At 71.2% G+C, this 25,794-nt stretch carries 23 protein-coding genes and 1 riboswitch; of the genes, 5 read left to right on the top strand and 18 right to left on the bottom strand.

The window, feature by feature from the left end; translation table 11 throughout:
* Positions 1 to 61: 61 nt before the first annotated feature.
* The 4 genes from ACGFR7_RS15900 to ACGFR7_RS15885 all read right to left on the bottom strand — a co-directional run bounded on the left by ACGFR7_RS15900 (position 62) and on the right by ACGFR7_RS15885 (position 3,401).
* Entirely contained in the window at positions 62 to 538 is a 477-nt protein-coding gene (locus ACGFR7_RS15900; protein ID WP_393318675.1) for a DUF5304 domain-containing protein, read from the bottom strand.
* A 105-nt stretch (positions 539 to 643) separates the two neighbouring features.
* On the bottom strand, positions 644 to 1,846 hold the full coding sequence (locus ACGFR7_RS15895) for an ArsA family ATPase (RefSeq protein WP_393318672.1): 1,203 nt from the start codon (positions 1,844 to 1,846) through the stop codon (positions 644 to 646).
* A 2-nt stretch (positions 1,847 to 1,848) separates the two neighbouring features.
* Positions 1,849 to 2,367, bottom strand: a complete 519-nt coding sequence (locus tag ACGFR7_RS15890; protein ID WP_393318669.1) for an SRPBCC family protein — start codon at positions 2,365 to 2,367, stop codon at positions 1,849 to 1,851.
* Between the two features lie 257 nt (positions 2,368 to 2,624).
* Positions 2,625 to 3,401 (bottom strand): metallophosphoesterase, encoded by a 777-nt coding sequence (locus ACGFR7_RS15885; RefSeq protein ID WP_393318666.1) that lies wholly within the window; start codon positions 3,399 to 3,401, stop codon positions 2,625 to 2,627.
* 273 nt (positions 3,402 to 3,674) lie between these two features.
* On the opposite strand from ACGFR7_RS15885, the gene ACGFR7_RS15880 reads away from it, so the two are divergent.
* A complete protein-coding gene (locus ACGFR7_RS15880) occupies positions 3,675 to 5,471 on the top strand; it encodes an AMP-dependent synthetase/ligase (RefSeq protein ID WP_393318663.1) in 1,797 nt (598 codons plus the stop codon).
* A gap of 164 nt (positions 5,472 to 5,635) precedes the next feature.
* On the opposite strand, the gene ACGFR7_RS15875 is transcribed toward ACGFR7_RS15880, so the two are convergent.
* Positions 5,636 to 6,778 (bottom strand): glycosyltransferase family 4 protein, encoded by a 1,143-nt coding sequence (locus ACGFR7_RS15875; RefSeq protein WP_393318660.1) that lies wholly within the window; start codon positions 6,776 to 6,778, stop codon positions 5,636 to 5,638.
* Positions 6,779 to 7,012: 234 nt separating this feature from the next.
* Here ACGFR7_RS15875 and ACGFR7_RS15870 point away from each other — a divergent pair, with 234 nt between their 5' ends.
* A complete protein-coding gene (locus ACGFR7_RS15870; protein WP_393319385.1) occupies positions 7,013 to 8,341 on the top strand; it encodes a glycosyltransferase 87 family protein in 1,329 nt (442 codons plus the stop codon).
* Between the two features lie 15 nt (positions 8,342 to 8,356).
* On the opposite strand, the gene ACGFR7_RS15865 is transcribed toward ACGFR7_RS15870, so the two are convergent.
* The 5 genes from ACGFR7_RS15865 to ACGFR7_RS15845 form a co-directional block, all read right to left on the bottom strand.
* Positions 8,357 to 9,742 carry a hypothetical protein gene (locus ACGFR7_RS15865; RefSeq protein ID WP_393318657.1) on the bottom strand — a complete coding sequence of 462 codons (1,386 nt, stop codon included), beginning with the start codon at positions 9,740 to 9,742 and terminating at the stop codon, positions 8,357 to 8,359.
* Between the two features lie 51 nt (positions 9,743 to 9,793).
* Positions 9,794 to 10,840: an NlpC/P60 family protein gene (locus tag ACGFR7_RS15860; RefSeq protein ID WP_393318654.1), complete on the bottom strand. Its 1,047-nt coding sequence runs from the start codon at positions 10,838 to 10,840 to the stop codon at positions 9,794 to 9,796.
* A 269-nt stretch (positions 10,841 to 11,109) separates the two neighbouring features.
* Positions 11,110 to 12,135, bottom strand: coding sequence for an NlpC/P60 family protein (locus ACGFR7_RS15855; protein ID WP_393318651.1), 1,026 nt, complete (start codon positions 12,133 to 12,135; stop codon positions 11,110 to 11,112).
* Between the two features lie 302 nt (positions 12,136 to 12,437).
* Positions 12,438 to 13,811: an NYN domain-containing protein gene (locus tag ACGFR7_RS15850; RefSeq protein WP_393318648.1), complete on the bottom strand. Its 1,374-nt coding sequence runs from the start codon at positions 13,809 to 13,811 to the stop codon at positions 12,438 to 12,440.
* An 18-nt stretch (positions 13,812 to 13,829) separates the two neighbouring features.
* On the bottom strand, positions 13,830 to 14,069 hold the full coding sequence (locus ACGFR7_RS15845) for a hypothetical protein (protein ID WP_030086623.1): 240 nt from the start codon (positions 14,067 to 14,069) through the stop codon (positions 13,830 to 13,832).
* Between the two features lie 293 nt (positions 14,070 to 14,362).
* Here ACGFR7_RS15845 and ACGFR7_RS15840 point away from each other — a divergent pair, with 293 nt between their 5' ends.
* Both ACGFR7_RS15840 and ACGFR7_RS15835 read left to right on the top strand, forming a co-directional pair.
* A complete protein-coding gene (locus tag ACGFR7_RS15840; protein WP_393318645.1) occupies positions 14,363 to 15,043 on the top strand; it encodes a rhomboid family intramembrane serine protease in 681 nt (226 codons plus the stop codon).
* A complete protein-coding gene (locus ACGFR7_RS15835) occupies positions 15,040 to 15,321 on the top strand; it encodes an Lrp/AsnC family transcriptional regulator (protein ID WP_393318642.1) in 282 nt (93 codons plus the stop codon). Before ACGFR7_RS15840 ends, ACGFR7_RS15835 begins: the two co-directional genes overlap by 4 nt.
* A 637-nt stretch (positions 15,322 to 15,958) precedes the next feature.
* Here ACGFR7_RS15835 and ACGFR7_RS15830 read toward each other — a convergent pair.
* The 6 genes from ACGFR7_RS15830 to ACGFR7_RS15805 form a co-directional block, all read right to left on the bottom strand.
* Complete coding sequence (locus ACGFR7_RS15830) at positions 15,959 to 17,338, bottom strand: aminotransferase class V-fold PLP-dependent enzyme (RefSeq protein ID WP_393318639.1); 1,380 nt, start codon at positions 17,336 to 17,338, stop codon at positions 15,959 to 15,961.
* A gap of 182 nt (positions 17,339 to 17,520) precedes the next feature.
* Positions 17,521 to 17,638: riboswitch (SAM riboswitch) on the bottom strand.
* 91 nt (positions 17,639 to 17,729) lie between these two features.
* Positions 17,730 to 18,794 carry an anthranilate phosphoribosyltransferase gene (gene trpD / locus ACGFR7_RS15825; protein WP_393318636.1) on the bottom strand — a complete coding sequence of 355 codons (1,065 nt, stop codon included), beginning with the start codon at positions 18,792 to 18,794 and terminating at the stop codon, positions 17,730 to 17,732.
* A gap of 139 nt (positions 18,795 to 18,933) precedes the next feature.
* The gene (locus ACGFR7_RS15820) at positions 18,934 to 20,571 is read right to left on the bottom strand and encodes a cytochrome bc complex cytochrome b subunit (protein WP_393318633.1); all 1,638 of its coding nucleotides are present in this window, start codon (positions 20,569 to 20,571) and stop codon (positions 18,934 to 18,936) included.
* Entirely contained in the window at positions 20,568 to 21,632 is a 1,065-nt protein-coding gene (locus ACGFR7_RS15815) for a Rieske 2Fe-2S domain-containing protein (RefSeq protein WP_393318630.1), read from the bottom strand. Before ACGFR7_RS15815 ends, ACGFR7_RS15820 begins: the two co-directional genes overlap by 4 nt.
* Positions 21,629 to 22,438 (bottom strand): c-type cytochrome, encoded by an 810-nt coding sequence (locus ACGFR7_RS15810; protein ID WP_393318627.1) that lies wholly within the window; start codon positions 22,436 to 22,438, stop codon positions 21,629 to 21,631. The genes ACGFR7_RS15815 and ACGFR7_RS15810 overlap by 4 nt, the downstream gene beginning before the upstream one ends.
* Positions 22,439 to 22,515: 77 nt before the next feature.
* Positions 22,516 to 23,136 (bottom strand): heme-copper oxidase subunit III, encoded by a 621-nt coding sequence (locus ACGFR7_RS15805; RefSeq protein ID WP_086717031.1) that lies wholly within the window; start codon positions 23,134 to 23,136, stop codon positions 22,516 to 22,518.
* Positions 23,137 to 23,399: 263 nt separating this feature from the next.
* Here ACGFR7_RS15805 and ACGFR7_RS15800 point away from each other — a divergent pair, with 263 nt between their 5' ends.
* The gene (locus ACGFR7_RS15800; protein ID WP_350250461.1) at positions 23,400 to 23,801 is read left to right on the top strand and encodes a hypothetical protein; all 402 of its coding nucleotides are present in this window, start codon (positions 23,400 to 23,402) and stop codon (positions 23,799 to 23,801) included.
* A 17-nt stretch (positions 23,802 to 23,818) separates the two neighbouring features.
* Here the strand turns inward: ACGFR7_RS15800 and ACGFR7_RS15795 are convergent, their stop codons facing one another.
* Positions 23,819 to 25,093, bottom strand: coding sequence for an Ig-like domain-containing protein (locus tag ACGFR7_RS15795; protein ID WP_393318624.1), 1,275 nt, complete (start codon positions 25,091 to 25,093; stop codon positions 23,819 to 23,821).
* 134 nt (positions 25,094 to 25,227) lie between these two features.
* Complete coding sequence (locus ACGFR7_RS15790) at positions 25,228 to 25,626, bottom strand: cytochrome c oxidase subunit 4 (protein ID WP_030083935.1); 399 nt, start codon at positions 25,624 to 25,626, stop codon at positions 25,228 to 25,230.
* Between the last annotated feature and the right edge of the window lie 168 nt (positions 25,627 to 25,794).

Raw genomic sequence — 25,794 nt, 5'->3', positions numbered from 1 at the left:
GTGCCCGTCAGGCGGCGGGCCCGGGCGGCCGCCCGGTGGTGCGAGGCCGTGCCGCGGGGACTCAGTCGAGGTCGATCCGCTCGGTGCCGGTGGGGCCGTCGTCGTCGCGCGGGTCGTCGCCGCGGCGGGCGGCGGGGCCTTCGTCGAGGTCGTCGCGGGTCCAGCGGCGTTCGCTGGTCTCGACGGCGGAGCGGTAGGCGGCGAGCAGTTCGGAGCCGGCCGCGGCGAGGTGGTCGAAGAGGTCGGGGTTGCGCTCGATGACCGGCTCGACGGCCGCCTTGGCCTGCTTGAACAGCTGGCTGACGGCGCCCTGCGCGGCGATGCCGCCGAGCGCGCCGGGCAGCTGGATGCCGGAGAGCTTGTCGGTCACCGCGTCGGCGAGCTTGCGCAGCTCCTCGGCCGCGCTGCCCGGCTGCGGGCCGTGGGCGGTGCGGTGCCGGGCCTTCTCGGCCGCGAGGTCCTCGGCGCAGGCCGTCTCCCAGGCGTCGGCATCGGGCTCGGCCCTGCGGTCGGCGGGGCGCTCGGTGGCATCACTCATGGGGAACTCCGTGACTCCTGCGGCGAGGCGGTACGGCGAAGGGGTGCGGGACGGCACCCCGGGGCGGGGCCCACCCTCGACGGTACCCGAACGGTGGTAGCGCGTTCAGTCGCTCTTGGGCCACAGGTCCGGATCGGGGGTGAAGCGGATCTCCAGGGAGCCGTCGCGCAGCCCGGCGCCGGAGACGGTGCAGCGGCGCAGCGCGGAGGGGAGCGTACGGATCCGCCGGAAGCGGCCCACGCTGACCACGATCTCGTCACCGCGGCGCACCAGGCCGAGGCCCTTGCGTTCGGCTCCGGGCAGCGGCACCCGCCAGACGAGGATGCCGTCGGCGGCCAGCCGGTCCTCGACGGTCCAGGGGTCCGGGCGGGGCCCGTCGTCGGGTCCCGCCGCGCGGAGCCCGGCGTCGGGCCCGTCGATCAGCCCGTCCAGCTCGTCGACGCCCTGCGGGTCGCGGCCCAGGTGCGCCACCTCGTGGACCGGGATGTCGGGGAACTCCTCGCGCAGCGCCTTGAGGGCCGTCTGCTGGCTGCCGGAGAGCGCGGCGAGGAACGGGTCCGCCGAGCCGGTGGGCAGCAGCCGGTTGACGACCACACCGTCGGTGCGCCGGCCGTGCAGCGCCAGGCCGGCCCGGATGGTGCGCAGGTTGGCGGCGGCGACCGGTCCGGCGTCGGTGACCAGGCGTACGGACGTGCCGGGGTCGTCGATCGCCCGCTGGACGGCGGCGAGTTCGCTCTCCCAGCGCTCGGCGGCGTCATAGAGCTTCTGGGCCGGCATCGGGACACCGGCGAGCTGCGCGAGCACCGGACGCAGTGCGCGGGCCGCCTGGCGTTCGGGCGGCAGCAGGCGGCGCAGATAGCGGCGTACCTGGGCCGGCAGGGCGAGCAGCCGGATCGTTTCGGCGGCCGAGGGCATGTCGACGACGACCATGTCCCAGTCGCCCGAGGCGTGTTCGGCGCGCAGGGCGTGCAGCAGCGCGAAGTCCTCGGAGCCGGGGAGTTCGGTGAGTTCGTCCTCGTCGAGGGGGCCGGCGCCGAGCAGGTCCAGGACCGCGCCGGCCCGCTCCTGGAAGGCGAGGAATTCCTGGCGGAAGCGGTCGCCGGGGTCGATCCGCAGGGCGTGCAGGCCGGGTGCTATCGGGGTGCGGGCGTCGGCGCCGAGGGGGGTGCCCAGCACCGCTTCCGGGGCGCTGCTCTCGGTGGTGAGCAGGAGCGCCCGAGCGCCCCGGCGGGCGCCGGCCAGGGCGGTCGCGGCGGCGAGCGTGGTGCGGCCCGCGCCGCCGGAGCCCGTGACGAGGACGGTGCGCACGCTCAGAGCTTCTTGGCCTCGTCGGCGGACCCGGTCGCGGCGGACCCGGCGGCGTGCTCGGACCCGGCGGCGTGCTCGGCCGGACCGCTCTCGACGCGCTTCTTCAGCCCGGCCAGCGCACGGTCGATGATGACCTTCTCCGCCTTGCGCTTGATCATCCCGAGCATGGGGATCTTGACGTCGACGGTGAGCTGGTAGGTCACCTCGGTGCGCGCGCCGTTGCCCAGTGCGGCCAGGCGGTAGGAACCGTCGAGGGCGCGCAGCATCTGCGACTTGACCAGGGACCAGCTGACCTCCCTCTCACCGGTCCAGGTGTAGGCGAGGGTGTGGTCGTCCTTGATCGCTCCGGCGTCCAGCAGCAGGCGCACCTGCGCCGCGCGGCCGTGGTCGTCCTTGTCGAGGACTTCCGCCTCCTTGACCTCGCCGGTCCATTCCGGATAGCGGTCAAAGTCGGCGATCACTCCCATCACTTCGGCGGGTGCCGCCTCGATCGTGATGCTCGAGCTGGTGTGTTCGGCCATCGCCGTGACTCCTCCATGCCGATTCATGCCGGTCCGCCGACCTTCCCCGAGCTCTCAGCTCCTCCCCCGCTCTCGGCTTCGCTCGAGCGGCGGCGCCCCCATGAGCCGGGGAGACCCCATTGCGCGGTGTCTGTGCTGCTACCGGCTCTGAGGCTACCGCGCGGGAACCTGCGGGCGGACACCAGCAGGCCCGGCACGACGGGGCGAGGCGCCGCCCGGCCGCCCACGACCGGGTTCACGCCCCGGGGCCGCCGGTCTCACCACTCCATGACGTAGGGCGTCCCGGTCGCATTGAAATGGCCGACATTGATGCATTCCGTGGCCCCGACCCGGACCCGGCGGGCCAGCGGCTGGTGCACGTGGCCGAAGAGGGCGTAGCGCGGCCGGGTGGTGCGGATGGCGTGCAGCAGCGCGGTGCTGCCGCGCTCGAAGCGGCGGGCGACGGTGTCGTAGCAGAGCTCGGGGACCTCGGGCGGGATGTGGCTGCACAGCACGTCCACCTCGCCGACCGCCTCGACCTTCGCGGCGAACTCCTCGTCGCTGATCTCGTACGGGGTGCGCATGGGGCTGGTGAGACCGCCGCCCACGAAGCCGAAGACCCGCCCGCCGATCTCCACCCGCTGGCCGTCCAGGACGGTGACGCCTTCTCCCGCGTACTCGGGCCACAGGCGCGGGATGTCGACGTTGCCGTAGGTGGCGTACGTGGGGGTGGGGAAGGCCGCGAAGAGTTCGGCGTACTGCTTGCGGACCGCGCCCTCGATGACCGACTCCCGGCTCGCGCCCGTGGCGTCGAGCTCGCCCCACAGCCTGCGGCCCAGTGCGCGGGCCTCCTCGAAGCGGCGGGCGGTGCGCAGTTCGACCAGCGCGTCGGCGTTGCCGGTGCCGAAGAGGTCGGGGAAGATGCCGCGCGAATGGTCGGCGTAGTCGAGGAAGAGAACCAGGTCACCGAGGCAGAGCAGGGCATCGGCACCGGTTCCGGCCGCCGCGAGGTCCCGGCTGTTGCCGTGTACGTCACTGACCACATGCACACGCATGGCGTCACCCTAGATCGCGCGGGCGGGCGCGGGGAGGGGGCCGGCGCCTCGGGTTACTTTCCGGTCACCGACCCGCTGGTCTAGTCTGCGCGGGAAAAGTACCCCATGGCGTGCCCGCAGCGTGTGACGCATCGAACATCTGGCCATCCCCCCTATCCCGAACGCAATACCCATGGGTAACGTCCGGGCAGTCCAATCCCCCTTGCATGACCATGGACCGCCGTCGGTGTACACACAGCGTCGTGGCGCCGGCGCTTTTGAGGAGCAGCAGTCTTGCGCGAGTTCAGCCTTCCGGCCCTGTACGAGGTCCCCGCGGACGGCAATCTGACGGATCTCATCCGCCGAAATGCCGCGCAGTACCCGGATGTTGCCGTCATGGGACGCAAGGTGAACGGCGGGTGGCAGGACGTCACCGCTGCCACCTTCCTCGCCGAGGTCCGCGCCGCCGCCAAAGGTCTGATCGCCTCGGGCGTCCGGCCCGGCGACCGGGTCGGCCTGATGTCGCGCACCCGCTACGAGTGGACGCTGCTGGACTTCGCCATCTGGAGCGCGGGAGCCGTCACCGTCCCCGTGTACGAGACCAGTTCGGCCGAACAGATCCAGTGGATCCTCGCCGACTCCGGCGCGGTGGCCTGCCTGGTGGAGTCCCCCACCCACGAGGCGACCGTCGAATCGGTCCGCGACCGGCTGCCGGAGCTGGAGAACATCTGGCAGATCGAGCGGGACGCCATCGCGCGGCTGCGGGCCGCGGGCTCCGGCGTCCCGGACGAGGAGGTGGACGCGCGCAGCGCGCTCGCCGACGCGGACTCGCCGGCCACCATCGTCTACACCTCCGGCACCACCGGCCGCCCCAAGGGCTGTGTGCTCAGCCACCGCAGCTTCTTCGCCGAGTGCGGCAACATCGTCGAACGGCTGCGGCCGCTGTTCCGTACCGGCGACTCCTCGGTGCTGCTCTTCCTCCCCATCGCGCATGTCTTCGGCCGGCTCGTGCAGGTCGCCGCGGTGATGGCCCCCATCAAGCTGGGCCACGCCCCCGACATCAAGAACCTCACCGACGACCTCGCCTCCTTCCGTCCGACGCTGGTCCTGGGCGTGCCCCGGGTCTTCGAGAAGGTCTACAACTCGGCGCGGGCCAAGGCGCAGGCCGACGGCAAGGGCAAGGTCTTCGACAAGGCGGCGGACGTCGCGATCGCCTACAGCCGCGCGCTGGACACCCCCGAGGGCCCGGCACTCGGACTGAAGCTGAAGTACAAGGTCTTCGACCGGCTGGTCTTCAGCAGGCTGCGCGCCGTCCTCGGCGGCCGCGCCACCCACGCCATCTCCGGCGGCGCCCCGCTCGGTGAGCGCCTCGGCCACTTCTACCGCGGCATCGGCTTCACCGCCCTGGAGGGCTACGGCCTGACGGAGTCCTGCGCGGCCACCGCCTTCAACCCCTGGGACCGGCAGAAGATCGGCACCGTGGGCCAGCCGCTGCCGGGTTCGGTCGTGCGGATCGCCGACGACGGCGAGGTGCTGCTGCACGGCGAGCACCTGTTCACCGAGTACTGGAACAACCCGTCGGCCACCAAGGAGGCGCTGTCCGACGGCTGGTTCCACACCGGCGACATCGGCACCCTCGACGAGGACGGCTACCTCGCCATCACCGGCCGCAAGAAGGAAATACTGGTCACCGCGGGCGGCAAGAACGTCGCCCCCGCCGTGATCGAGGACCGTATCCGGGCGCACGCCCTGATCGCCGAGTGCATGGTCGTCGGCGACGGCCGGCCGTTCATCGGCGCGCTGGTCACCCTCGACGAGGAGTTCCTGCCCCGCTGGGCCGAGGAGCACGGCCACCCCGCCGATGTGACACCGTCCCAGATCGCCGGGGACCCGGAGCTGCTGGCCGCCGTCCAGCGCGCCGTCGACGACGGCAACGCGGCCGTCTCCAAGGCCGAGTCGGTGCGCAAGTTCCGTATCCTGCCGACCCAGTTCACCGAGGAGTCGGGCCATGTCACGCCGTCGCTGAAGCTCAAGCGGAACGTGGTGGCAAAGGACTTCGCGGAGGACATCGAGGCGCTTTACCGCGCCTAGCCAGGGGGTCCCCGGTCAGGCCGGGGGCGCTCCCGTACCGCTGTGATCCGCCGTCGTGGCCGCGCGCCACGGCGGCGGATCTTCGTTGTCCGGGACGCCGTCCGCACGGGGCGGACGGGGTGGGCGGGGCGGACGGCCTGGGGCGGATGTCTTCGGGCGGCCCCCTAGAGCAGTTCCTTCAGCCGTTCCGCCAGCAGGTCCCAGCGCCACTTCTCCTCCACCCAGGCGCGGCCGCGTGCGCCCATGGTGCGGCGCAGGTCCGGGTCCTGGAGCAGGGTGATGATGCGGTCCGCGGTGGGGGCCGGGGAGCCGCCGGGGACGACCCAGCCCGTCTCGCCGTCCAGGACCGCGTCGGGGGCGCCGCCCGAGTCGCCCGCCACCACGGGGAGTCCGGTGGCGGAGGCCTCCAGATAGACGATGCCGAGGCCTTCGACGTCCAGCCCGCCGCGGCGGGTGCGGCAGGGCATCGCGAAGACGTCACCGGCGCCGAAGTGGGCCGGCAGCTCCTCCCAGGGGACCGCACCGGTGAAGCGCACCGCGTCCCCGACGCCCTTCTCCTGGGCCAGCGCGTGCAGTTCCTTCTCGTACGGGCCGCCGCCGACGATCAGCAGGACGGCGTCGGGCACCGCGGAGACGATGGCCGGCATCGCCTCGATCAGGGTGTCCTGGCCCTTGCGCGGGACGAGCCGTGAGACGCAGACCACCACGGGACGGCCGGTGAGCCCGAGCGCGGCCCGTACGGCGTCGCCCCCCGAGCCGGGGTGGAAGGTCTTCTCGTCCACGCCGGGCGGCAGTTGGACCATCCGCCGCGCGGCGTGCGGGGTGAGCGCACCGGCGATCCGCGAGCGGGTGTACTCGCCGAGGTAGGTGAGCGTGTCGGTGCCCTCGCCGATCCGGCGCAGCAGCTGCCGGGCGGCCGGCAGCTGCGCCCAGCCCGCCTCATGGCCGTGCGTGGTGGCCACGATGCGGCGGGCACCGGCCGAGCGGAGCGCCGGCGCCATCAGGCCGAGCGGCGCCGCCGCGCCGAACCACACCGAGGAGCAGCCGTGTTCGCGCAGCAGCCCGGTGGCCCGGCGGGTCACCCTCGGGGTGGGCAGCAGCATCGTCGTACGGTCGCGCACCACAGGGAACGGCTGCTCGGCATCGAAGGCGGCGGTGGCCGCGAGACCTTCCGCGCCGCGCTTCCAGGTCGAGGCGTAGACGACGACCTGGGAGGGGTCCAGGCGCAGCGCCATGCTGTGCAGGAAGGCCTGGATGCCGCCGGGCCGGGGCGGGAAGTCGTTCGTGACGATCAGGGTCTTGTGCACGATGGTCTCTCGGCGGTGGTCTCGGCGGTCGGTCTCGGCGGTTCCGCCCGACAGTACCGGTCGGCGCCCGGCCGGGGGCGGCCCGCCCCGCCACGCCCGTTCTCGTCTACGGTCGTGACCGGCCGCTACCGGCATCATGCAGAGGGCACGGGCGGTCCGCGGCGCGCAGGGCACCGGGTCCGCGGTGCCGCGGGCGGCGCCGGAGGGCAACGGCCGAGGAGCGATGAGGTGACGATGAGCAGCATCAGCAGAGCGCGCGGGGTGTGGCTCCCGGTCGCGGCCTGGGCCGTGACCCGGGCCGTGATCCTGCTGTGCGTCTGGAGGGTGCTGGTGCTGCCCGGGCCCGATGTCACCACCGATGTTTCGGTGATCTATCAGAACTGGTCCGAGGTCCTGAAGACCGGCAGCTTCCCGCTGGCCGATGTGACCTGGCAGTACCCGCCGGCCGCCGCGCTCGCGATCCTCTCCCCCGGCCTGCTGCCGTTCCTGGACTACGCCCCCGCGTTCTTCACCCTGATCCTGGTCACGGACGCGGCGGCGCTGGCGCTCTTCCTGCGGGCCGGCCGGCGTCCTGGCCATCGCCCGGCGGGGGCGTGGGTGTGGATCGCGGGCGTGGCACTGCTGGGCCCGACCGCCTACGCCCGCTACGACCTGATGGTGGCCGCCGTCGCGGCCGCCGCGCTGTTCGCGGCCGCCCGCCGGCCACGGGTGGCGGGCGCACTGGTCGCCTTCGGTGCGCTGCTGAAGGTCTGGCCCGTGCTGCTGCTGACGGGGGCGGCGGTGCGCGGACGCCGGGCCCGCGCCCTGTGGTGGAGCGCGGCCGGCACCGCGGCCGGGCTGACCCTGTTCTTCGTGGCCGCCGCACCGGGCGCGCTGGCCTTCCTCACCTTCCAGCGCGACCGCGGGACGGAGGTCGAATCGCTCGGCGCGCTGGTCTTCCACATCGCCCGGCAGTACGGGTGGGACGGACAGGTACTGCTGCACTACGGCTCGCTGGAATTCCTCGGCCCGGGCGTCCCGCTGGTCAGCACCGTGGCGCTCACCCTGAGCCTCGCCGCCGCGGGCTGGCTGTTCCTGTGGCGGCTGCACGCCGGGGAGCCGGGCCCCACGACGCTGAGCGACGCCGCCTTCACCGCCACCCTGCTGTTCACGACCACCAGCCGCGTCATCAGCCCGCAGTACATGCTCTGGCTGGTGGGGCTCGCCGCGGTGTGCGTGACGGTCCGGGCCGGCCGGCAGACGCTGCCGGCCGTGCTGGTCCTGCTGGCCACCGGGCTCACCCAGCTGGAATTCCCCGTCTGGTTCGCGCACATCGTGGCGAGCGATCTTCCGGCCGTGATGCTGCTGGCCGTGCGCAACGGCCTGCTGGTCGCCGCGTCGCTGCTCGCCTGCCGCCGGCTGTGGGTCTCGACGCGGGGCAGCGGGCCCGGGCGTACGGGACCGGTCGGCGTGGTGCGCGCACGCCGGCCGGCCGGCGAGGGCGAGACCGCTGCCGCTCCCCCACGGCTCACGGGCTCCGCCCCGCAGACACCGGCGGACGGCTCGCCGGCACCGGGACACTGAGCCCGGTGGGCGCCCTCACCGCCGCAGCTGTGCCTTCACATAGGCCCGCCACTGCCGGGTGAACTCCGCAAGACTGATGCCCAGTTGGGAGCGCAGGGCGCGGTCCGTCCGGTCGGCATGGGCCGGCGGCCGGTGTCCGGGTCCTGCGGCCCGGGCGGCCGCACGGGAGTCCGCGGCGAGGGCCGTGGCCGCCTCCATCGGCGCCCCCGCGTTCCCCGACGAGACACGGAGCTCGCTCTTGCCCGCCGCCCGGTAGAAGGCGATCAGTTTGTCCTCGCCCCACTTGCCGGCGATCATCCGGCAGGCCAGCCAGCTGCCCTCGTAGGCCTTGGCCAGCCGGTCGGCGCCGGCCTTGAAGCCGAAGTCCGCGTCGGTCGGCAGGTGGGCGGGGACCTTGCCCCGGGCGAGGGCGCGGGTGAGTTCGGGGGCGGTGGTGGCGGGCTTGCGGTGGCTGTCCCGGTAGGCGACCCAGTCGGCGAAGCCCTCCGAGAGCCACAGCGGGGTCGCCGCCGAGGTGGCCGTGCGGGTGGCGACATGGGCGGTCTCGTGGGTGAGGACCACCGTGCGGCCCAGGTCGTTGAGTTCTTCGTAGGCCTCGGGGTTGATGATCACGCGGTCCGCGGGCGCGGGCGTCGAGACGCCCGCCTCCCCCGTGGTGACCGCCGCGATCCCCGCATAGCCGGACGCATCGTCGCTGCCCATCAGCTGTGCCATCCGCCCGACCGAATCCGGCGCCTCCACCACGACCTTCTGCGACCACTTCCCCTTCCAGGCGGCGGACACCGCGGGCACCGCCCGGTCCACCCGGTGGGCCAGATCCTTCAGCCGCGCCAGATGCGCGGCGTCGCCCAGGACCAGGCTGTACCGGCCGCGGACCAGCCGCACCGGGCCCTGGTCCCACAGCTGGCGGGTGCCGCTCCTGCCCGCCGCCGCACCGTCGGTGTCGGACGAGATCAGCCAGCGGCCGTCCCGCCGGGTCAGGGTGAGGTACTGGACGGCGTGGACCGGCGAGGTGTCATAGCCCTTGAAGCGGTAGCGCAGCTGCACCTTCGCGGCCAGGTGCGAATCGGATTCGCCGGCCGCCAGCGGGAAGGCGCCGGTCGCGTCGAGCTCGTAGTGCCAGTCGGCCAGCGGCACGCCTGCCAGCTGGTCGAACATGGTGCGCTGGCGGTCCCGGTAGCCGGTGGCCCGCGGGTCGACGGTGGCCAGGAAGCCCGCCGCGTCCCGGCGCTGGACGGCCCGCGCACGGGTGTCGAGCATCCGCTGGACGTCCGGGTAGCGGGCCGGGGTGGAGTTGGTGGGCGCACAGCCGGTCAGCGGTGCGAGCAGCGCGAGGAGCAGGGCGGCGCAGCCCGCCGCCCGGGCCCGCGGCAGCCCTCGTCCCGCCCACTGGTGTGACATGCGGACGATCGTAGATCCGGCCCGGCCGGGGCAAAAACGCTGCGCTCCGCCTCAGGGCCTGGTGACGGACGAGATCGGCATCATCCCGACGGGGTCGTAGCGGACCCGTGCGCCGGGATAGGGCGCGTGGACCACTTGGCCGTTGCCGACGTACATCCCGACATGGCTGCCGTCCGAGCGGTAGATGACCAGGTCACCGGGCTGTGCCTGGCTGAGGGGCACCTGCCGGCCGGCGCCGCGCTGCGCCTGCGAGGTACGCGGGAGGGAGACACCGGCCCGCCCGTAGGCCCATTGGGTGAGTCCGGAGCAGTCGAAGGACGCAGGGCCGCTGCCTCCCCATGCGTAGGGCCGGCCGACCGCGGCACGCACCGCGGCGACGGCCGCGGCGGCCCGCCCGGAGGCCGGTACGGCCCCCCGCAGGTCCGGGGCCGCCTCGTGGCGGCCGTCGCTCCGGGAAGCCCGGGCGTAGGCCTCCCTGGCGTCCCCGGGGAGCGCGTTCAGCAGCCGCCGCGCCGTGGCCAGCTTGTGCTGGACGTCCTTCTTGTGGCGCGCGACCTCCTTGCGTCCGGCCTCCAGCTCCGCCAGCTTCCGCACGGTCTCCCTGCGCCGCTGCTCCAGGGAGCGCTGCGCGGCCCGCAGCCCGCGCAGCTCGCGGGCCTGCCCTGCGCCCAGCCGGTCGAGGGCGGAGGCCTTCTCCAGGTAGGTGTCGGGCCGTTCGGAGAGCATCAGCCTGACCGTGGGGTCCATCCCGCCGGCCCGGTACTGGGCAGCCGCCAGCGCGCCCAGCCTGCCGCGCATCCGGTTGACCCGCTCCTGGGCGCGGGCGGTGCGGTCCTGGAGCGCCGCCACCTGGCCGCGCAGTTTCTTGGTCCGGGCGTCCGCGCCGTTGAACTTCTCGGTGGCCCGCTCCGCCTGTTCGTAGAGGTGGTCGACCCGCGAGGCGGCCGCGTCGTGGTCGGCGGCCGAGCGGGCGGCGGGGTCGGCGAAGGCCTGCGGTGCCGACAGCGCGGCGGCCGCGGTCGCGAGGGCGGCCGACACCACGGTGACTCCGGCGACGGCGGTCCGGCCTTGCTGCGAGGTACGGCGATGGGACGCCACGAGAGCCGACTCCTTCCGATGGGGTACCCCCTGCTTGAGCGCAGCCGAGAGCTCGGGGGAAGCCCCTGCCGCCCCGGGAGGGCGGTCGGTGAAGCGGAAGCTGCGAGGGCAGAGAGTACGGCGCCGGTGCGATCCGGCCAAAGCCGCCCTTTCACCCGCAAAAAGCCGCCCCACCGGTGACTGTGCAGGTCACCGGCGGGGCGGCAAGTCAGTGGCCGAGGCCGCAATTCGCCCGTTCGGGCGGCAGGTTGAGAACGTTGTGAGGCTTTTCAGACCCGCACGCCGAACGCGAACTCCATGTTGCTCATGGGCTCGTAGCGCACGGCGGCACCCGGCTTCGGGGCGTGCAGCACCTGACCGTTGCCCGCATAGAGACCGATGTGGTGCAGGTCGCTGTAGAAGAGCACCAGATCGCCGGGCTTGAGGGCGCTCTGCGAGGCGATCCGGGTACCGGCGTTGGCCTGTGCCTGCGAGGTACGCGGCAGCGACTGGCCCGCCTGCTGGTAGGCCCAGGAGGTCAGACCCGAGCAGTCGAAGGAGGACGGGCCGGTGGCGCCCCAGACGTACGGCGAACCTATCTTGGACTGGGCGGCGGCCAGGGCGGCCGCACCGCGCTGCGAGGCCGGCACGTCATCGCCGAGGTTGACCCGCGAGTTGCTGCGGTTGGCGCGGTTCTGCTCGGCCTGCATGGACGCCCGCTCCTTGGCCGTCATCTTGTTGAGCAGCTGCTGCGCTTCCGCCAGCTTGCCCTTGATCTCGTCCTTCTTGTCACCGAGCGCCTTACGGGTCTCGGAGAGGTCCTTGATCTTGGCCGAGGCCTCCGCGCGCTCCTGGGCGAGCCGGCGCTGCTTGTCCGCGACGGTCTTGAGCTGGTCGGCCTGCTTGCCGCTCAGCTGGTCGAGCGTGGCGGCCTTTTCGAGGTAGGTGTCCGGGTCCCCGGAGAGGAACAGCTGAACCGAGGGGTCGATGCTGCCGCTGCGGTACTGGCCGGAGGCAACGGCACCGAGGCCCTTGCGCATCTGGTTCAGCTCACCCTGCCCGCGGGCGACCTTGTCCTGGAGGTCGTCGACCTCCTTCTGGAGCTTGTCCTGCTGCTCCTTGACCCCGTCGTACTTCTCGGTGGCCTGCTCGGCCTCGTTGTACAGCTTGTCGACCTCGGACTTGACGTCCTTCTTCGACTGGTGCGGGTCGGCCTGGGCGGCCTGGGACGAAAGGGCGACGGCCGCCGCGGCGGTGGCGGTGAGCACGGTCACGCGAGTACGGCTCGGCTGCTTGGGTCGACGGTGGGACGCCACGGGGGCGAGCTCCTTCTTCCTCCAGCCGCCTACCGGGAAGTGGGGGGGGAGACCCCGGCTCCGCGTGAACGCCGCGGACTCGGCGGTACCTTCACGGTTCATCCCGGTTGGATGATCAGATTCATGAAGGTTCGGGGCTGACCTTAGTAACCGAGCTGTGATCGCTTCAAATCCCCAGGGAAAAAATCTGCGCCACCAGCCCCATCCTTTACCAACATCGCACAGGCAGTGAGCGCCACTTGACGCTCAGAGACGGATCGCCGGCGATTTTTGGTGTTCCGGCCGCCGGAGCGGGCAGCCTGTCAGGTCCGGGCAAGTCGCTTGAGGAGCAGGGCCGATGCCACCGGCCGCGCCCCGGCCTTCGCCACCCCGTCGGCCACTTCCCGGTCCGTGGAGACCACGACGACCGGACGGCCGGGCGGTTCGGCCCGAACCAGCTGACGAATCAACTCATCGGCCGTTACGCCCGGTTTGCTGAACAGGACCCGGACGCCGCGCGGAGGTGCGAGCAGCACCGGCGCCGCGAGCTCCGCACCGTCGAAGACACAGGTCATCTCCGCACCGGTCTGCGCCGCCAGCACCGCGAGGCCGCCCAGCAGCCGCAGCCGCTGCTTGTCGAGCGGCATGGTCGGATAGCCGGTTTTGGTGACGTTGTAGCCATCCACCACCAAATGCGCCTGCGGCAGCGCCAGAAGCTGGTCGAGCAGCGCCGGGTCCATCTCCGACAGCGCCCGCGTCGCGATGTCCTTGGGGGTCATCCGTCCCGGCGCGACCGCCTCGACGGTGTCCGCCGGATGGACGCTGGCGGGCGGCAGCGCCAGCTCGCGGCGCAGCCCCTGCGCCGCGTCCAGGACCGTGTCCAGCAGCAGCCGCAGCCGCATGTCCTCGACGCTGCGGCCCTCGCGGGCGGAGCGCCGGCTGGTCTCCAACGCCGTCTCCGCCTCGGTGATCCGGGTCTTGAGCCGGCGCACCTCGCTGTCCGCCGCGGTCTTCTCGGTGGCCGCCCGGTCCCGTACGTCCGTGAGGGCGGCCTCGGCCTTGCGCACCGCGGCCTCACCGCGCTTGACGTCGCTCAGCGCGCTGCGCAGCTTGCGCCGCAGCGACTCGTTCTCCTTGCGGGCCGCGTCCAGGTCCACCCGGATCCGGTCGGCTTCCGTACGGGCCTCGCCGCGCGCGTGCGCCAGCTCCTCGCGCAGCCTGGCCAGCTCGCGTTCGGCCTCCTCGCCGGCCCGCTCGGCGCGCGCCCGCTGCGCCTCCTCACCGGCCGCCGCGACGAGCTTGACCCAGCCCTCGGGTCGCAGCACATAGGCGGCCGCCGCGACATCGAGCGGATCCGCGGCCGCGGGCGGGGTGCCGTGCTCCAGCGCCTCGGCGAGCTCCGACTGTGCCTCGCGCAGCTTGCCCGCGATCCGCTGCCGGAAGACCGCGTCGCTCTCCAGCGCCGCGGCCATCGCGTTTCCGGCGAATTTGGCCCGACGAGTCGGGGTGAACCGGGCGTACTGCCGCAGCGGGGGCGGGAGTTCGGAGAGCGTCAGCGCGCCGAACGATTCCGCGGTGAGCGCCACGACCCGGCGCCGTACGCCCTCGGGCAGCGGACGGTCGAGCACGTCGTCGGCCGCACTCGCCGGTGCGTCCGCACGCCGGTCCCCCGACTCCCCTTCTGGACGGTCCACCACGGCTGCATCGCTCCGATCTCAGGCGTTCGCGCCCGGACGGTCGACCAGCTCGATCTGGTCGACCGCGTTGCACCAGCGGCAGCGCACGGACTCGATGCTCTCACTGAGGACCTCGCGCTCCTCCACCGTCGGCGCCCCGGCCAGGTCCAGGTGGACGTACTCCACGACCTTGGACCGGCGCGTCACGTCGAACCGCGTGAGGTTGCCGCACAGCGTGCAGCGCCACCGGGTCCCGTCCGTCGGCAGGGGAACAGCCATCGTGTCGTCCTCTTTCGTGCTCATCGGTGTCGTGCTGCTGCGCGGTTCACGCGGTGCGCCGTCGGATCGCGGAAGTACGCAAAGTACTGCCTGTAACCCTACGGCCTGATGGGGGGCCGGTGCGGGCCCGCCCAGGTGCCGGGACGCGGCGAGGCACTCTGTCCCGATTGCCCGCATTGGGTCATGATCACCTCATGACGGCGCCGGCCCCTTCACCCCGATCACCCCGCTCGTCCGGTCTCCACCCCCGCCCTCCGCGCCCCGCCCGGTCGCCGGCCGCGGTGTTCTCGCGGATGACGAATGTGCTGATCGGCCTGTGCTGCGCGGTCTTCGTGCTCGGCCCCGCCTCCGGCCTGAACCGGATATACGGCACCGGCGAGGCCCTGCTCAAGGCCCAGACCGCATATTTCGAGCGGTGGGGCGTGATCCCGCTGGAGCTGTGGAGCGGTTCGGCACGGGCGCTGATCACCCCGCTCACCGCGTTATTCGTGCACGGCAGCTGGCTGCACCTGCTCGGCAACGTGCTCTTCCTGTACGTCTTCGGCGCCATGACCGAGGCACGTATGGGCAGGCTGCCGTTCACCGCCTTCTACCTCATCATCGGCTACCTGGCGCTGCTCGGCTACGCGGCCGCCCACGCCACCTCGGGGCAGACACTGGTGGGCGCCTCCGGCTCGATCTCCGGCGTCCTCGGCGCCTTCCTCTTCCTGTTCCCCACGGCCCGGGTCACCAGCCTCTTCCCGTTCCTCTTCTTCCTGCCGCTGCGCTTCCCCGCCTGGATCGTGCTGCTGTTCTGGTTCTTCCTTCAGTGGCAGGCGGCGCAGGACGACCCCCGCGGTCCCGGCGTCGCCTACCTCGCCCATGTCATCGGCTTCGCGCTCGGCTTCCTGTACGCCTGGGCCCGCTACCGGAGAGATAGTGTGGGGGCCACCAGGGGAGATGACCGGGCGACCGAGGGAGAGAGCCAGCCGTGATCACGTCGATCGTGCTCATCAAGACCAACGTGGACCAGATCCCGGAGATCGCCGAGAAGATCGCCGCGCTGGAAGGGGTCAGCGAGGTCTACTCGGTCACCGGCGCCCACGACCTGATCGCCATGGTGCGGGTCGCCGCCCACGACGACCTCGCGGACGTCATCCCCGGCCGCATCAGCAAGGTTCCTGGCGTCGCCTCCACGGAAACGCATATCGCGTTCCGCACGTATTCGCAGCATGACCTTGAGTCTGCCTTTGCGATCGGGCTCGACGCGTAGCCCATTCGCTGCGCTTTGCTTGCGCCCCACGTTTTTGTCTTTTCCGCCGTGGGGGTTGCTCACCGTTTGCCGCCCGCTTCGCGGTGCGCCCGCCGTTGCGCCTGCGGCGGGCCAGGTCCGCTGCGGGGCGGGTTCGCTGCGGGGCGGGTTCGCTGCGGGGCGGGTTCGCTGCGCTGTGCCTCGGCTCGCTGTTGGGGTTTCTCGCCGTTGCGCCTGCGGCGGGCCGGGTCCGCTGCGCGGGGCTGTGGGTGCGGTGACGGACCTCCGGGGCAGGGGTGTGGGACTGCTTCGCTTTACGTCCCACACCCCTGCCCCTCCGGCCCGTCCCCTCCCGTGGGGGAATTGAGTGACGGGTGAGTGGGGGCCGGCCACTCGCAACCCGTTCACTTCAATACGAGCGACAAGGCGCACCCGGCCACCTACCTGCACCCCCACCTGGCTTTTCCCCACCCCTCAACGGGAGGGGACGGGCCCGCGCAGCGGCACCGCCCGCCGCAGGCGCAACGGCGGCAAACCCCCACGTCGGGACAGGCAAAGCACAGCGGACCGGCCCGCCGCAGGCGCAACGGCGGGCGCACCGCGTTAGCGGGCGGGAAACGGCGAGACGAATCACGACGGGAAAGCCGAAAACGTGGGATTAATCCGCGCTACGCGCCGGCACGCAACGGCCGTCCTCCGTGTGGTAGTTCCAGGTGGCGCCGTTCGTCACCAGTTCCTTGACCGCGCGGAGGAAGCGGTCGACGTGCTCATCCGGCGTGCCGACGCCCACGCTGACGCGGATGGCGTTCAGGGAGCGCTCGCCGGGGACCGCGTCGGGGGCGCCGCACTCGCCGGGGGCCTGGGGCTCGCTGCCGAGGAGGGTACGGACGAGGGGGTGGGCGCAGAAAAGGCCGTCGCGGACGCCGATGCCGTACTCGGCCGACAGCGCCGCGGCGAAGTGGGAGCTGTTCCAGCCCTCGACGACGAAGGAGAGGACGCCGACGCGTGCCGCGTCCTCGCCGAAGAGGGAGAGCACGTTGACCTCGGGCACCTCGGCCAGGCCGGCGCGCAGGCGGGCGATCAGCTCCTGTTCGCGGGCGACCAGGCCGTCGAAGCCGGCCTCGGTCAGGGCCCGGCAGGCCGAGGCGATGGCGTAGGCGCCGATGACGTTGGGCGAACCGGCCTCGTGCCGGGCGGCGGTGGTGTGCCACTCGACGTCGACTCCGCCGTCGGTCCGCCGGGAGACCTTGCGGCTGGCGCCGCCGCCGGCCAGGTACGGGGCGGCGGCCTGCAGCCAGTCCGCGCGGCCCGCCAGGACACCGGCGCCGAAGGGCGCGTACAGCTTGTGGCCGGAGAAGGCGACCCAGTCGACGTCCAGCTCCACGATGTCCACGGGGTGGTGCGGGGCGAGCTGCGCCGCGTCCAGCACGATGCGCGCGCCGTGGGCATGCGCGGCGGCCGCCAGCTCGCGCACCGGCCACAACTCACCGGTCACGTTGGAAGCACCGGTCACACAGACCAGCGCCGGGCCGTAGGGGTCGCGCTCGGCCAGTGCCTTCTCCAGGGTGTCCACCGCCTGCCGCGGGGTGCGCGGCGCGTTGAGGTAGGTCACCGCGACATCCGGGCGCTGCTCCCAGGGCAGCAGCGAGGCGTGGTGCTCGGTCTCGAAGACGAAGACCCGGGTGTGCTCAGGGAGTACGGCCGCGAGGAGGTTCAGCGAGTCGGTGGTGGAGCGGGTGAGGACCACCTGGTGGTCGTCACCGCAGCCCAGGAACTCCGCGATGGTCCGGCGGCTGTTCTCGAAGAGGTCGGTGGACAGCTGCGAGAGGTACCCGGCGCCGCGGTGCACGCTGCCGTAGTACGGGGCGTAGGCCGCCACGTCGTCCCAGACCCGCTGCAGCGCGGGCGCGCTGGCGGCGTAGTCCAGCGCGGCGTAGTCGACCTCGCCGCCGGTCACCAGCGGGACGCGGACGTCCCGGCCGAGGACGGGCAGCGGGGCACAGACGGAGCGGTCGGCGGCAACGGCGGAAACGGACATGGCGAACTCCCGTAAGAAGCAAGTGAATTCGCTGCGGGGCGGAGCGCGTCAGGGGTGCGCGGGGCGCACGGCAGGGCGCCGCAGCGGAAAAGGAAAAAGGATGCGGAAAAGGGGCCGTCGAGCCCTATCGCATTCGCTGATTCACGGAAGTTCTCCCTCGGGGACCAGGATCCCTGGCGAGGGATCCGCGCTTGCCGCAGACCTCGCTGCCTACGGCCTGGTCATCACCCGGGGCACCCCGCCACGGAAGGAGGGTTGCCGGACAGCGGGCCGGGGCCTGCATCGCTGTCACTCGTGACCTGCGCAGAATCATGCCATACGGGCAACATCACGCAAGCCCCGGTCCGTATACCGGACTGGGGCTTGCGTCACACGCTGCGTCACCGGGCGCTCAGGTGTTGCTGGCGGCCACCCAGCGCTCCAGCGCCTGCCGGGCCGCCCCCGAGTCGATCGCCAGGGCGGCCTTGTCGATACCGGCCCGGATCTGCCGGGCCAGCGGGGCGTCGGAGGGCTCCAGCGCGACCAGCGCCGCCGCGGAGTTCAGCAGCACCGCATCGCGCACCGGACCGGTCTCCCCGTCCAGCAGCCGGCGGGCCACCTCCGCGTTGTACGACGCGTCGGCGCCGCGCAGCGCCTCCACGGGCACCAGGTCGATACCCACGTCGCGAGGGTCGAAGGCCTCCTCGCGCACCGTGCCGTCCCGGACGATCCAGACCCGGGAGGTCGCGGTCGTGGTCAGCTCGTCCAGGCCGTCGTCGCCCCGGAAGACCAGCGCTGACGAGCCGCGCTCGGCGAGCACCCCGGCCAGGATCGGCGCCATCCGGGCGTCCGCGACGCCGGTCGCCTGGGCGCGGACCTTCGCGGGGTTGGTCAGCGGGCCCAGCACGTTGAACGTCGTACGGATGCCGAGCTGGCCCCGGGCATTGGCGACGTGCCGCAACGAGGGGTGGAACTTCACCGCGAAGCAGAAGGTGATGCCCGCTTCCTGGGCGACCTCGGTGACCCGCTGCGGGGTGAGGTCGAGATTGACGCCGAGCTTCTCCAGCACGTCGGAGGCGCCGCTGGCCGAGGACGCGGCGCGGTTGCCGTGCTTGACGACCCTGGCGCCGGTGCCGGCCACCACGATCGAGGACATCGTGGAGATGTTGACGGTCTTGGCGCCGTCGCCGCCGGTGCCGACGATGTCCACGCTCGGTCCCGGCACCTCGATCAGCCGGGCGTGCTCGTACATGGCCCGGACGAGCCCGGAGATCTCGGCGACGGTCTCGCCCTTGGCCCGCAGCGCCACCGCGAAGCCGGCGATCTGGGCGTCGCCGGCCTCGCCCCGCATGATCCGGTCCATCGCCCATGCGGTGTCCTCCGCGGCGAGGTCCCGGCCGTCGAGCAGGGCGTTGAGGATGCCCGGCCAGGTGTGGGCCGCCACGCTGTCGCCGCCGAGGGGGGTCGCAACGTTCATGGTCCACACTCCTGATTTGTCTCCTGCTTGTGTGTTCACCCTATCGAGCCGCCGGACACGCCGGAGGGCCCCGTCCGCTCAGCAGACGGGGCCCTCTGGGTGGCGTGCTCCTACGGTGCGCTACGAGGCGCCGCGGTGATCAGTGGTGGCCGTGGCCGCTGGTGATCTCCTTGTACTCCTCGACCGTGGGCTTGGCGATGACGTTGTCCTCGCCGTAGTAGCTCTTGGAGAGCTTGGCCCGCAGCTTCTGCGAGCGCGGCACCTTGCGCGCCACACCGTTCTCGTCGACCTCCGGGCCGAGCTCGAGCGGCGCGGGCTGCTCGTGCTGGGTGAGCACGTGCAGCTGCTCCTGGTCGAGCGGCTCGTGGACCTCGACGAACTCACCGTGCGGCAGGCGCTTGATGATGCCCGACTCGCGTCCGTGCAGCACCTTGTCCTTGTCGCGCCGCTGCAGACCCATGCAGACCCGCTTGGTGGCGATGAAGCCCAGCACCGGCCCGACGAAGAACGCGATCCGGACGAACCAGGTGATCGAGTTGATCGACAGGTGGAAGTGGGTGGCCCACAGGTCGTTGCCGCCACCGATCAGCATCACGAAGTACGCGATCAGCCAGGCGACACCGAAGCCGGTACGGGTCGGGACATTGCGCGGGCGGTCCAGGATGTGGTGCTCGCGCTTGTCGCCCTTGACCCAGGACTCGACGAACGGGTAGACCGCGATCGCGACCAGGACCAGCGGGAAGATCAGGATCGGGATCAGCACGCCGAAGTTGACGGTGTGGCCCCAGAAGTTCCACTCCCAGCCCGGCATGACACGCACCAGACCCTCGGCGAAGCCCATGTACCAGTCGGGCTGGGCGCCGGTGGACACCTGGTCCGGCCGGTAGGGGCCGATCGCCCACACCGGGTTGATGCTGGCCACCGCGGCGATCGCGGCGATCACACCGAAGACCAGGAAGAAGAAGCCTCCGGCCTTGGCCATGTAGACCGGCAGCAGCGGCATGCCCACGACGTTGTTGTTGGTCTTGCCGGCACCCGGGAACTGCGTGTGCTTGTGGTAGAAGACCAGGATCAGGTGCGCCACCAGCAGGCCGAGCATGATGCCCGGCAGCAGCAGGACGTGCACCGTGAAGAACCGCGGGATGATGTCGTGCCCCGGGAACTCCCCGCCGAAGATGAAGAACTGCAGGTACGAACCGACCAGCGGCATCGCCAGGATGACGCCCTCGATGAACCGCACACCGGTGCCGGAGAGCAGGTCGTCGGGGAGCGAGTAGCCGGTGAAGCCGGTGAACATGCCCAGCACGAACAGCAGGAAGCCGAACAGCCAGTTGACCTCGCGCGGCTTGCGGAAGGCGCCGGTGAAGAACACCCGCATCATGTGGACCATCATCGCGGCCAGGAAGACCAGCGCGGCCCAGTGGTGGATCTGGCGGATGAGCAGGCCGCCGCGCACGTCGAAGCTGATGTCCAGCGTCGACTCGAAGGCCTGGGTCATCCGGATTCCCTGCATGGGCACATAGGAACCGTGATAGGTCACCTCGGCCATGCTCGGGTGGAAGAACAGCGTCAGGTAGACACCGGTCAGGATGATGATGATGAAGCTGTAGAGCGCGACCTCACCCAGCATGAAGGACCAGTGGTCCGGGAAGATCTTGCGCATGTTGGACTTGGCGAGGCTGTAGATGCCCAGCCGGCCGTCCGCCCAGTCCGCGATCCGCTCGCCCCGTGGCGCCGGGCCACGGCGTGTGCTGGTCGCGGTTGTCTCGTTACTCATCCGCGCTCCCAGAAACTCGGGCCGACGGGCTCCTCGAAGCCGCTTGCGGCCTCCAGGAAGCCGTCCTTCTCCGTGATGTGCAGCTGCGGCAGGGCGTGTCCGGCCGGACCGAAGATCACCCGACCACCGTCAGAGAGGTCGAACGTCGACTGGTGGCACGGGCAGAGCACGTGGTGCGTCTGCTGCTCGTACAGGCTGATCGGGCAACCCACGTGGGTGCAGATCTTCGAGTACGCCACGATGCCCTCGTGCGACCAGGAGAGTTCGTGCTTGTCCTTGATGTCCTGCGGCTGGATCCGCACGAGCATCAGGGCGTCCTTGGCGATCTTCTCGGCGAACTCCTCGTCGTTCTCCTCCAGGCCCTCGGGCTTGGCGAACGTCAGGGAGCCGACCGCGATGTCCTCGGGACGCAGCGGGAGGTTGGTGGACTGGTTGACGAGCCGGACGCCCCTCTTCCAGTTCGTGGTGCGCAGCTTGGTCCCGGGCAGCGGCCCGAGGTCACGCAGCAGGACGACACCGGAGAGCGGCACCAGGGCCAGCGCACCGAACATCGTGTTGCGCACCAGCTTGCGGCGGCCGATCTGCGACTCCTTGGCACCCGCCGCGAAGTCCGCCATGACCTTGGCCTTGACCTCGGGGGCGGCCTCGATCGGGTGACGGTCGTCGGCGACCTCCTCGTCCGACATCAGCGTGCGGGCCCAGTGGACCGCACCGGCGCCGATGCAGAACAGCGCCGCGCCGAGCGTCAGACCGAGCGCGAAGTTCAGCGCGCTGATGTGACCGATCGGCCAGATGTAGACGATCTTGTCGATCGGGATCGCCACGTAGGAGGCGATGAAGGCGACCGTCGCCACCATCGACACCACGAAGAGCAGCGCCACGGTGCGCTCGGAGCGCTTGGCGGCCCGCTCGTCGATGTCCTGGGCGCGGTGCTCGTGGGGCGGCAGGCCCGGGTCGGCGAAGGGGTTCTCCGCCGTGGCCACCGCGCCTTCGTGAGCCGTCTCCCGCTCACTGGGAAGGGTTTCTTCTGGCACGTCTTCGTGTCGTCCAGTCTCGCTCATGACTTCTTGGCCTTCGTAGTCCGGGCTGCGACCCAGATGGCGACCGCGATCAGCGCGCCCAGGCCGAAGATGTAGCCGAAGAGACCCTCACTGACCGGACCGAGACCGCCGAGGTCGAGGCCGCCGGGGCTCTCGGATTCATCGCCGTTGACGGCGCCGAGGTACGCGATGATGTCCTTCTTGTTCTCCTTCGACAGCGAGCCGTCACCGAAGGAGGGCATGTTCTGCGGGCCGGTCTCCATGGCCTCGTAGATGTGCTTCGGGTCCACGCCTTCGAGCGTCGGTGCGAACTTGCCGTCGGTCAGGGCGCCGCCCTTACCGGTGAAGTTGTGGCACTGAGCACAGTTGGTGCGGAACAGCTCGCCGCCCTTGCCGATGTCGGCACCGCCGGCGCTGTACTGCTCCTTGGAGGGCACGCTCGGGCCGGGGCCCAGCGACGCGACGTAGGCCGCGAGCTGGTCGATCTGGGCGTTGGTGTAGATGTTCTTCTTCCGCGGCACCTGGGCGCCGGGCTGCTGGGCCGGCATCCGGCCGGTGCCCACCTGGAAGTCCACGGCTGCGGCGCCGACGCCGACCAGGCTCGGACCGTCGGAGGTGCCCTGACCGCCGGTGCCGTGGCAGCTGGCGCAGCCCACGGCGAAGAGCTTCTTGCCCTCCTTGACGGCAAGAGACTGGGCGGTGTCATCGGCCTGAGCCTTGTCCGCCGGCGCGAACGCGGCGTACAGCCCCCCAGTGACCGCCAGCGCGAAGAGTAGGACGACGAGCGCCGCCAGCGGATGGCGCCGTCGTGCGGAGAGCTTTTTCACGGATTACCCCGGTGTCAGGATCTTCTGCGTCGATGCTTTGGCTATGTCTGTCTGATATGCGGTACCGGTCGGGCCGGTTACCGGATCAGGTAGATCGTGGCGAAGAGGCCGATCCAGACGACATCGACGAAGTGCCAGTAGTAGGACACGACGATGGCCGCGGTGGCCTGCGTGTGGGTGAACCTCTTGGCCGCGTACGTCCTGCCCAGGACCAGCAGGAAGGCGATCAGACCGCCCGTCACATGCAGTCCGTGGAAGCCGGTGGTCAGGTAGAACACCGAGCCGTACGGGCCGGACGAGAGCGACAGGCCCTCGTGCTTGACCAGCTCCGTGTACTCGAAGACCTGACCGCCGATGAAGATCGCACCCATGATGAAGGTGACCACGAACCAGGCCCGGAGCTTCTTGACATCGCCACGCTCGGCCGCGAAAACGCCGAGCTGGCAGGTCAGAGAGCTGAGCACCAGGATCGTGGTGTTGGTCGCGGAGAACGGAAGATTCAGCGCACTGGCGGATTCCTTCCAATACTCGGATCCGGTCACCGAACGAAGGGTGAAGTACATCGCGAAGAGGGCCGCGAAGAACATCAGCTCGGAACTCAGCCAGATGATGGTTCCGACGCTGGTGAGGTTCGGCCGATTGACCGACGGGTGCGCGTGCCCGGTTTCTACTGTCGTTGCTGTCGCCACGACCGACATTATGTCGGTCGCTTATCCCGCCCTCACTCCGGGGGGTGCCGTTCGGTGTGTCAAGGACGTGTGCCCTGCTCGTACGGCCCAATTCCGGAGGTCGCCCGAAGGGGGGACGCGCCGGGTGGCCGCCGCCCGCCGTCCCGTCCGGAGCCGGTCCTGACGGCCCGTCGGGCAGATCATGGATCCGCTCAACCCCTCCTGCGGACACCCGCCGCGGGAGTAGCATCCGCCCCACCCGATGCTGTGCCGCTACGAAGCGTGGAGGAACGATGCAGGCGACTGCCACGGTGCTGGTCTACAGCGACAACGCAGGCACCCGCGAGCAGGTCCGGCTGGCGGCCGGCCGGCGCCCGGCCGCCGACGTCCCGCAGATCGAGATCCTGGAGTGCGCCACCGCGCCCGCCGTCCTCACGGCCCTGGAGCAGGGCGGTATCGACGTCTGTGTGCTGGACGGCGAGACGGCACCCGCGGGCGGGATGGGCGTCTGCCGGCAGATCAAGGACGAGATCTTCCGGTGCCCGCCGGTGCTGCTGCTGATCGGCCGCCCCCAGGACGCCTGGCTGGCGACCTGGAGCCGTGCGGATGCCGCGGTGACGCATCCGCTGGATCCGGTGGCCTTCGCGGACGCCCTGGCCGGCCTGCTGCGCCGCAGGAACCTCGTACAGGCCTGAGCGGCCGCCGGGCGGCGTCAGAACTTCGGGCGCAGCCGGGCGTCACCGGCGGGGTTCTGGGCGCGCCCGGCGGCTCCTGTGGTCGTGTTGGCCTTGTTCTTGAGCGCGCTGCCCTCGCGCCATTCCTGCCAGGGCATGTTCCAGTCGCCGAAGCCGTTGTCGAACGGCGTCATGGTGTCGCCGCCGCTGTTGACGACCTTGACGATGTCGCCGATACGCACGGTGTTGAAGAACCACTGGGCGTTGCTGGTGGACATGCCCGTACAGCCGTGGCTGACGTTCGCCGCGCCCTGTGATCCGACGGACCAGGGTGCGGCGTGGACGTACTCCCCGCTCCAGGTCACCCGGGTGGCCCAGTGGACCGGCAGGTCGTAGGAGTCCCCGCTCCCGGCGGCGATGCCGACCGTGGAGCTGCGCATCCGTACGAAGCTCTCCTTGCCGAGGACGACCTTGACGCCGTTGCGGGTGGAGAATCCGGGCTTGCCGGTGGTCACGGGGATGGTGTTGATCGACTCACCGTTGCGCAGCACCGTCATCTGGTGTGTCGCCGCGTCGGTGATGGCCTCCACGCGGTCGCCGGTGGTGAGCTTCACCGGCTTGGACGGGCCTCCGTAGAGCCCCTTGGCGACCTTCAGGCCCGCCAGGTTGCTGTGCACCGAGATGGTGGCGTGCGCGGGCCAGTACTCCTTGGGGCGGAAGTGCAGCTTCTTGTCGTCCACCCAGTGCCAGGAGCCCTGGACCCGCGGCATGGAGTCGACCTTCAGGGCGCTCTCGACGACGGCCCGGGCCTTGGGGTCCTTGATCGGCTGGCTCAGTTCGGCGGTGACCGGCTGGCCGACGCCGTACTCCCCCTCCTTCGGGCCGAAGGTGGCGGTCAACTGGCCGTCGGCGTCACGGGTGTTGACCACGAGCGTCTTACGGCCGGGCGAACCGTCCTCCTCCTCGGTGCTCACCCGCACCGTGTAGCGGCTCCCGGCGGCCAGCGGCGCCGTGGTGCGCCAGCGCCTGCCGTCGGCGCTCAGCTCGCCGCGTACGAAGCGTCCTGTGGTGTCGGTGGCGGTCACGTCGGTGATCCGCGCGTCGTCCCCCTTGACGGACACCTCGAGCGGCTTGTCGGGGTCCGCCTTCCTGGTGCCGTTCGGGATGTTGGCCGAGATCTGGTCGGCCGCGTCGTAAGGAGTGCCGGAGAGCGCTTCCGAATCCGAGCCCCCGCACGCGGTGGCGCTCACCGCAAGGGGCACGAGCAGGAGGCCGCAGCTCAGCACCGTCCGGGTTCGAGGTCTGTGACTCATGCCCCAAAAATATGAAGAATCACCTGTACCGGCGCGCTGGAGGACTGCAAACGGGTCTGCTCCCGGCCGCCAAACGAGACGGGCCCGGACACCTGTTGAGGTGTCCGGGCCCGCCGCGGCGTCATGCGCCCTGGTTACTGCGTGCGGTTCTCGCCGCGGTAGTACTCGAAGACCCAGCCGAAGAGGCCGACGAGGATCACCGGGAGGGAGAAGTACAGCAGCCACCAGCCGAAGACCACGCCCAGGAAGGCGAGCGCGCCACCGACGGCCAGGGACAGCGGCTGCCAGCTGTGCGGGCTGAAGAAGCCCAGCTCACCGGCGTCGTCCGAGACCTCGGCGTTCTCGTTGTCCTGCGCACCCGCGTCGACCCGCCGGGCCGTGAAGGCCAGGTAGTAGCCGACCATGATGCACAGGCCGAAGGCGAGGAACAGTGCGGTGGTACCCGCGGGCTCCTTCGACCAGACGCCATAGACGATCGCCATGGCGAGGACGAAGACGGAGAGCCAGATGAACATCTTGCCCTGGATCTTCACTTGCCCGCCTCCTTGCCGCCGGCGAGGGCCTTGTCATCCTCGGAGGCGCGGCCGTTGTGCAGCGCGTCGAGGGCTGCGATCTCCGGGTGGTGCAGGTCGAACGCCGGGGATTCGGAGCGAATACGCGGCAGGGTGAGGAAGTTGTGCCGCGGCGGCGGGCAGGACGTC

This window comes from Streptomyces sp. NPDC048516 (assembly GCF_043199875.1).
GTDB lineage: Bacteria > Actinomycetota > Actinomycetes > Streptomycetales > Streptomycetaceae > Streptomyces.
This window is presented reverse-complemented; position numbering and strand designations above follow the sequence as displayed.

What these genes read in the sequence shown, in the direction of transcription:
- ACGFR7_RS15890 (WP_393318669.1), bottom strand. Translation starts at nt 2,367, where the DNA reads ATGGCCGAACACACCAGCTCGAGCATCACGATCGAGGCGGCACCCGCC.
- ACGFR7_RS15885 (WP_393318666.1), bottom strand. Translation starts at nt 3,401, where the DNA reads ATGCGTGTGCATGTGGTCAGTGACGTACACGGCAACAGCCGGGACCTC.
- ACGFR7_RS15845 (WP_030086623.1), bottom strand. Translation starts at nt 14,069, where the DNA reads ATGGCTGTTCCCCTGCCGACGGACGGGACCCGGTGGCGCTGCACGCTG.
- ACGFR7_RS15815 (WP_393318630.1), bottom strand. Translation starts at nt 21,632, where the DNA reads ATGAGCGAGACTGGACGACACGAAGACGTGCCAGAAGAAACCCTTCCC.
- ACGFR7_RS15900 (WP_393318675.1), bottom strand. Translation starts at nt 538, where the DNA reads ATGAGTGATGCCACCGAGCGCCCCGCCGACCGCAGGGCCGAGCCCGAT.
- ACGFR7_RS15840 (WP_393318645.1), top strand. Translation starts at nt 14,363, where the DNA reads ATGACGAATGTGCTGATCGGCCTGTGCTGCGCGGTCTTCGTGCTCGGC.
- ACGFR7_RS15805 (WP_086717031.1), bottom strand. Translation starts at nt 23,136, where the DNA reads ATGTCGGTCGTGGCGACAGCAACGACAGTAGAAACCGGGCACGCGCAC.
- ACGFR7_RS15865 (WP_393318657.1), bottom strand. Translation starts at nt 9,742, where the DNA reads ATGTCACACCAGTGGGCGGGACGAGGGCTGCCGCGGGCCCGGGCGGCG.
- ACGFR7_RS15820 (WP_393318633.1), bottom strand. Translation starts at nt 20,571, where the DNA reads ATGAGTAACGAGACAACCGCGACCAGCACACGCCGTGGCCCGGCGCCA.
- trpD (WP_393318636.1), bottom strand. Translation starts at nt 18,794, where the DNA reads ATGAACGTTGCGACCCCCCTCGGCGGCGACAGCGTGGCGGCCCACACC.
- ACGFR7_RS15830 (WP_393318639.1), bottom strand. Translation starts at nt 17,338, where the DNA reads ATGTCCGTTTCCGCCGTTGCCGCCGACCGCTCCGTCTGTGCCCCGCTG.
- ACGFR7_RS15800 (WP_350250461.1), top strand. Translation starts at nt 23,400, where the DNA reads ATGCAGGCGACTGCCACGGTGCTGGTCTACAGCGACAACGCAGGCACC.
- ACGFR7_RS15795 (WP_393318624.1), bottom strand. Translation starts at nt 25,093, where the DNA reads ATGAGTCACAGACCTCGAACCCGGACGGTGCTGAGCTGCGGCCTCCTG.
- ACGFR7_RS15870 (WP_393319385.1), top strand. Translation starts at nt 7,013, where the DNA reads ATGAGCAGCATCAGCAGAGCGCGCGGGGTGTGGCTCCCGGTCGCGGCC.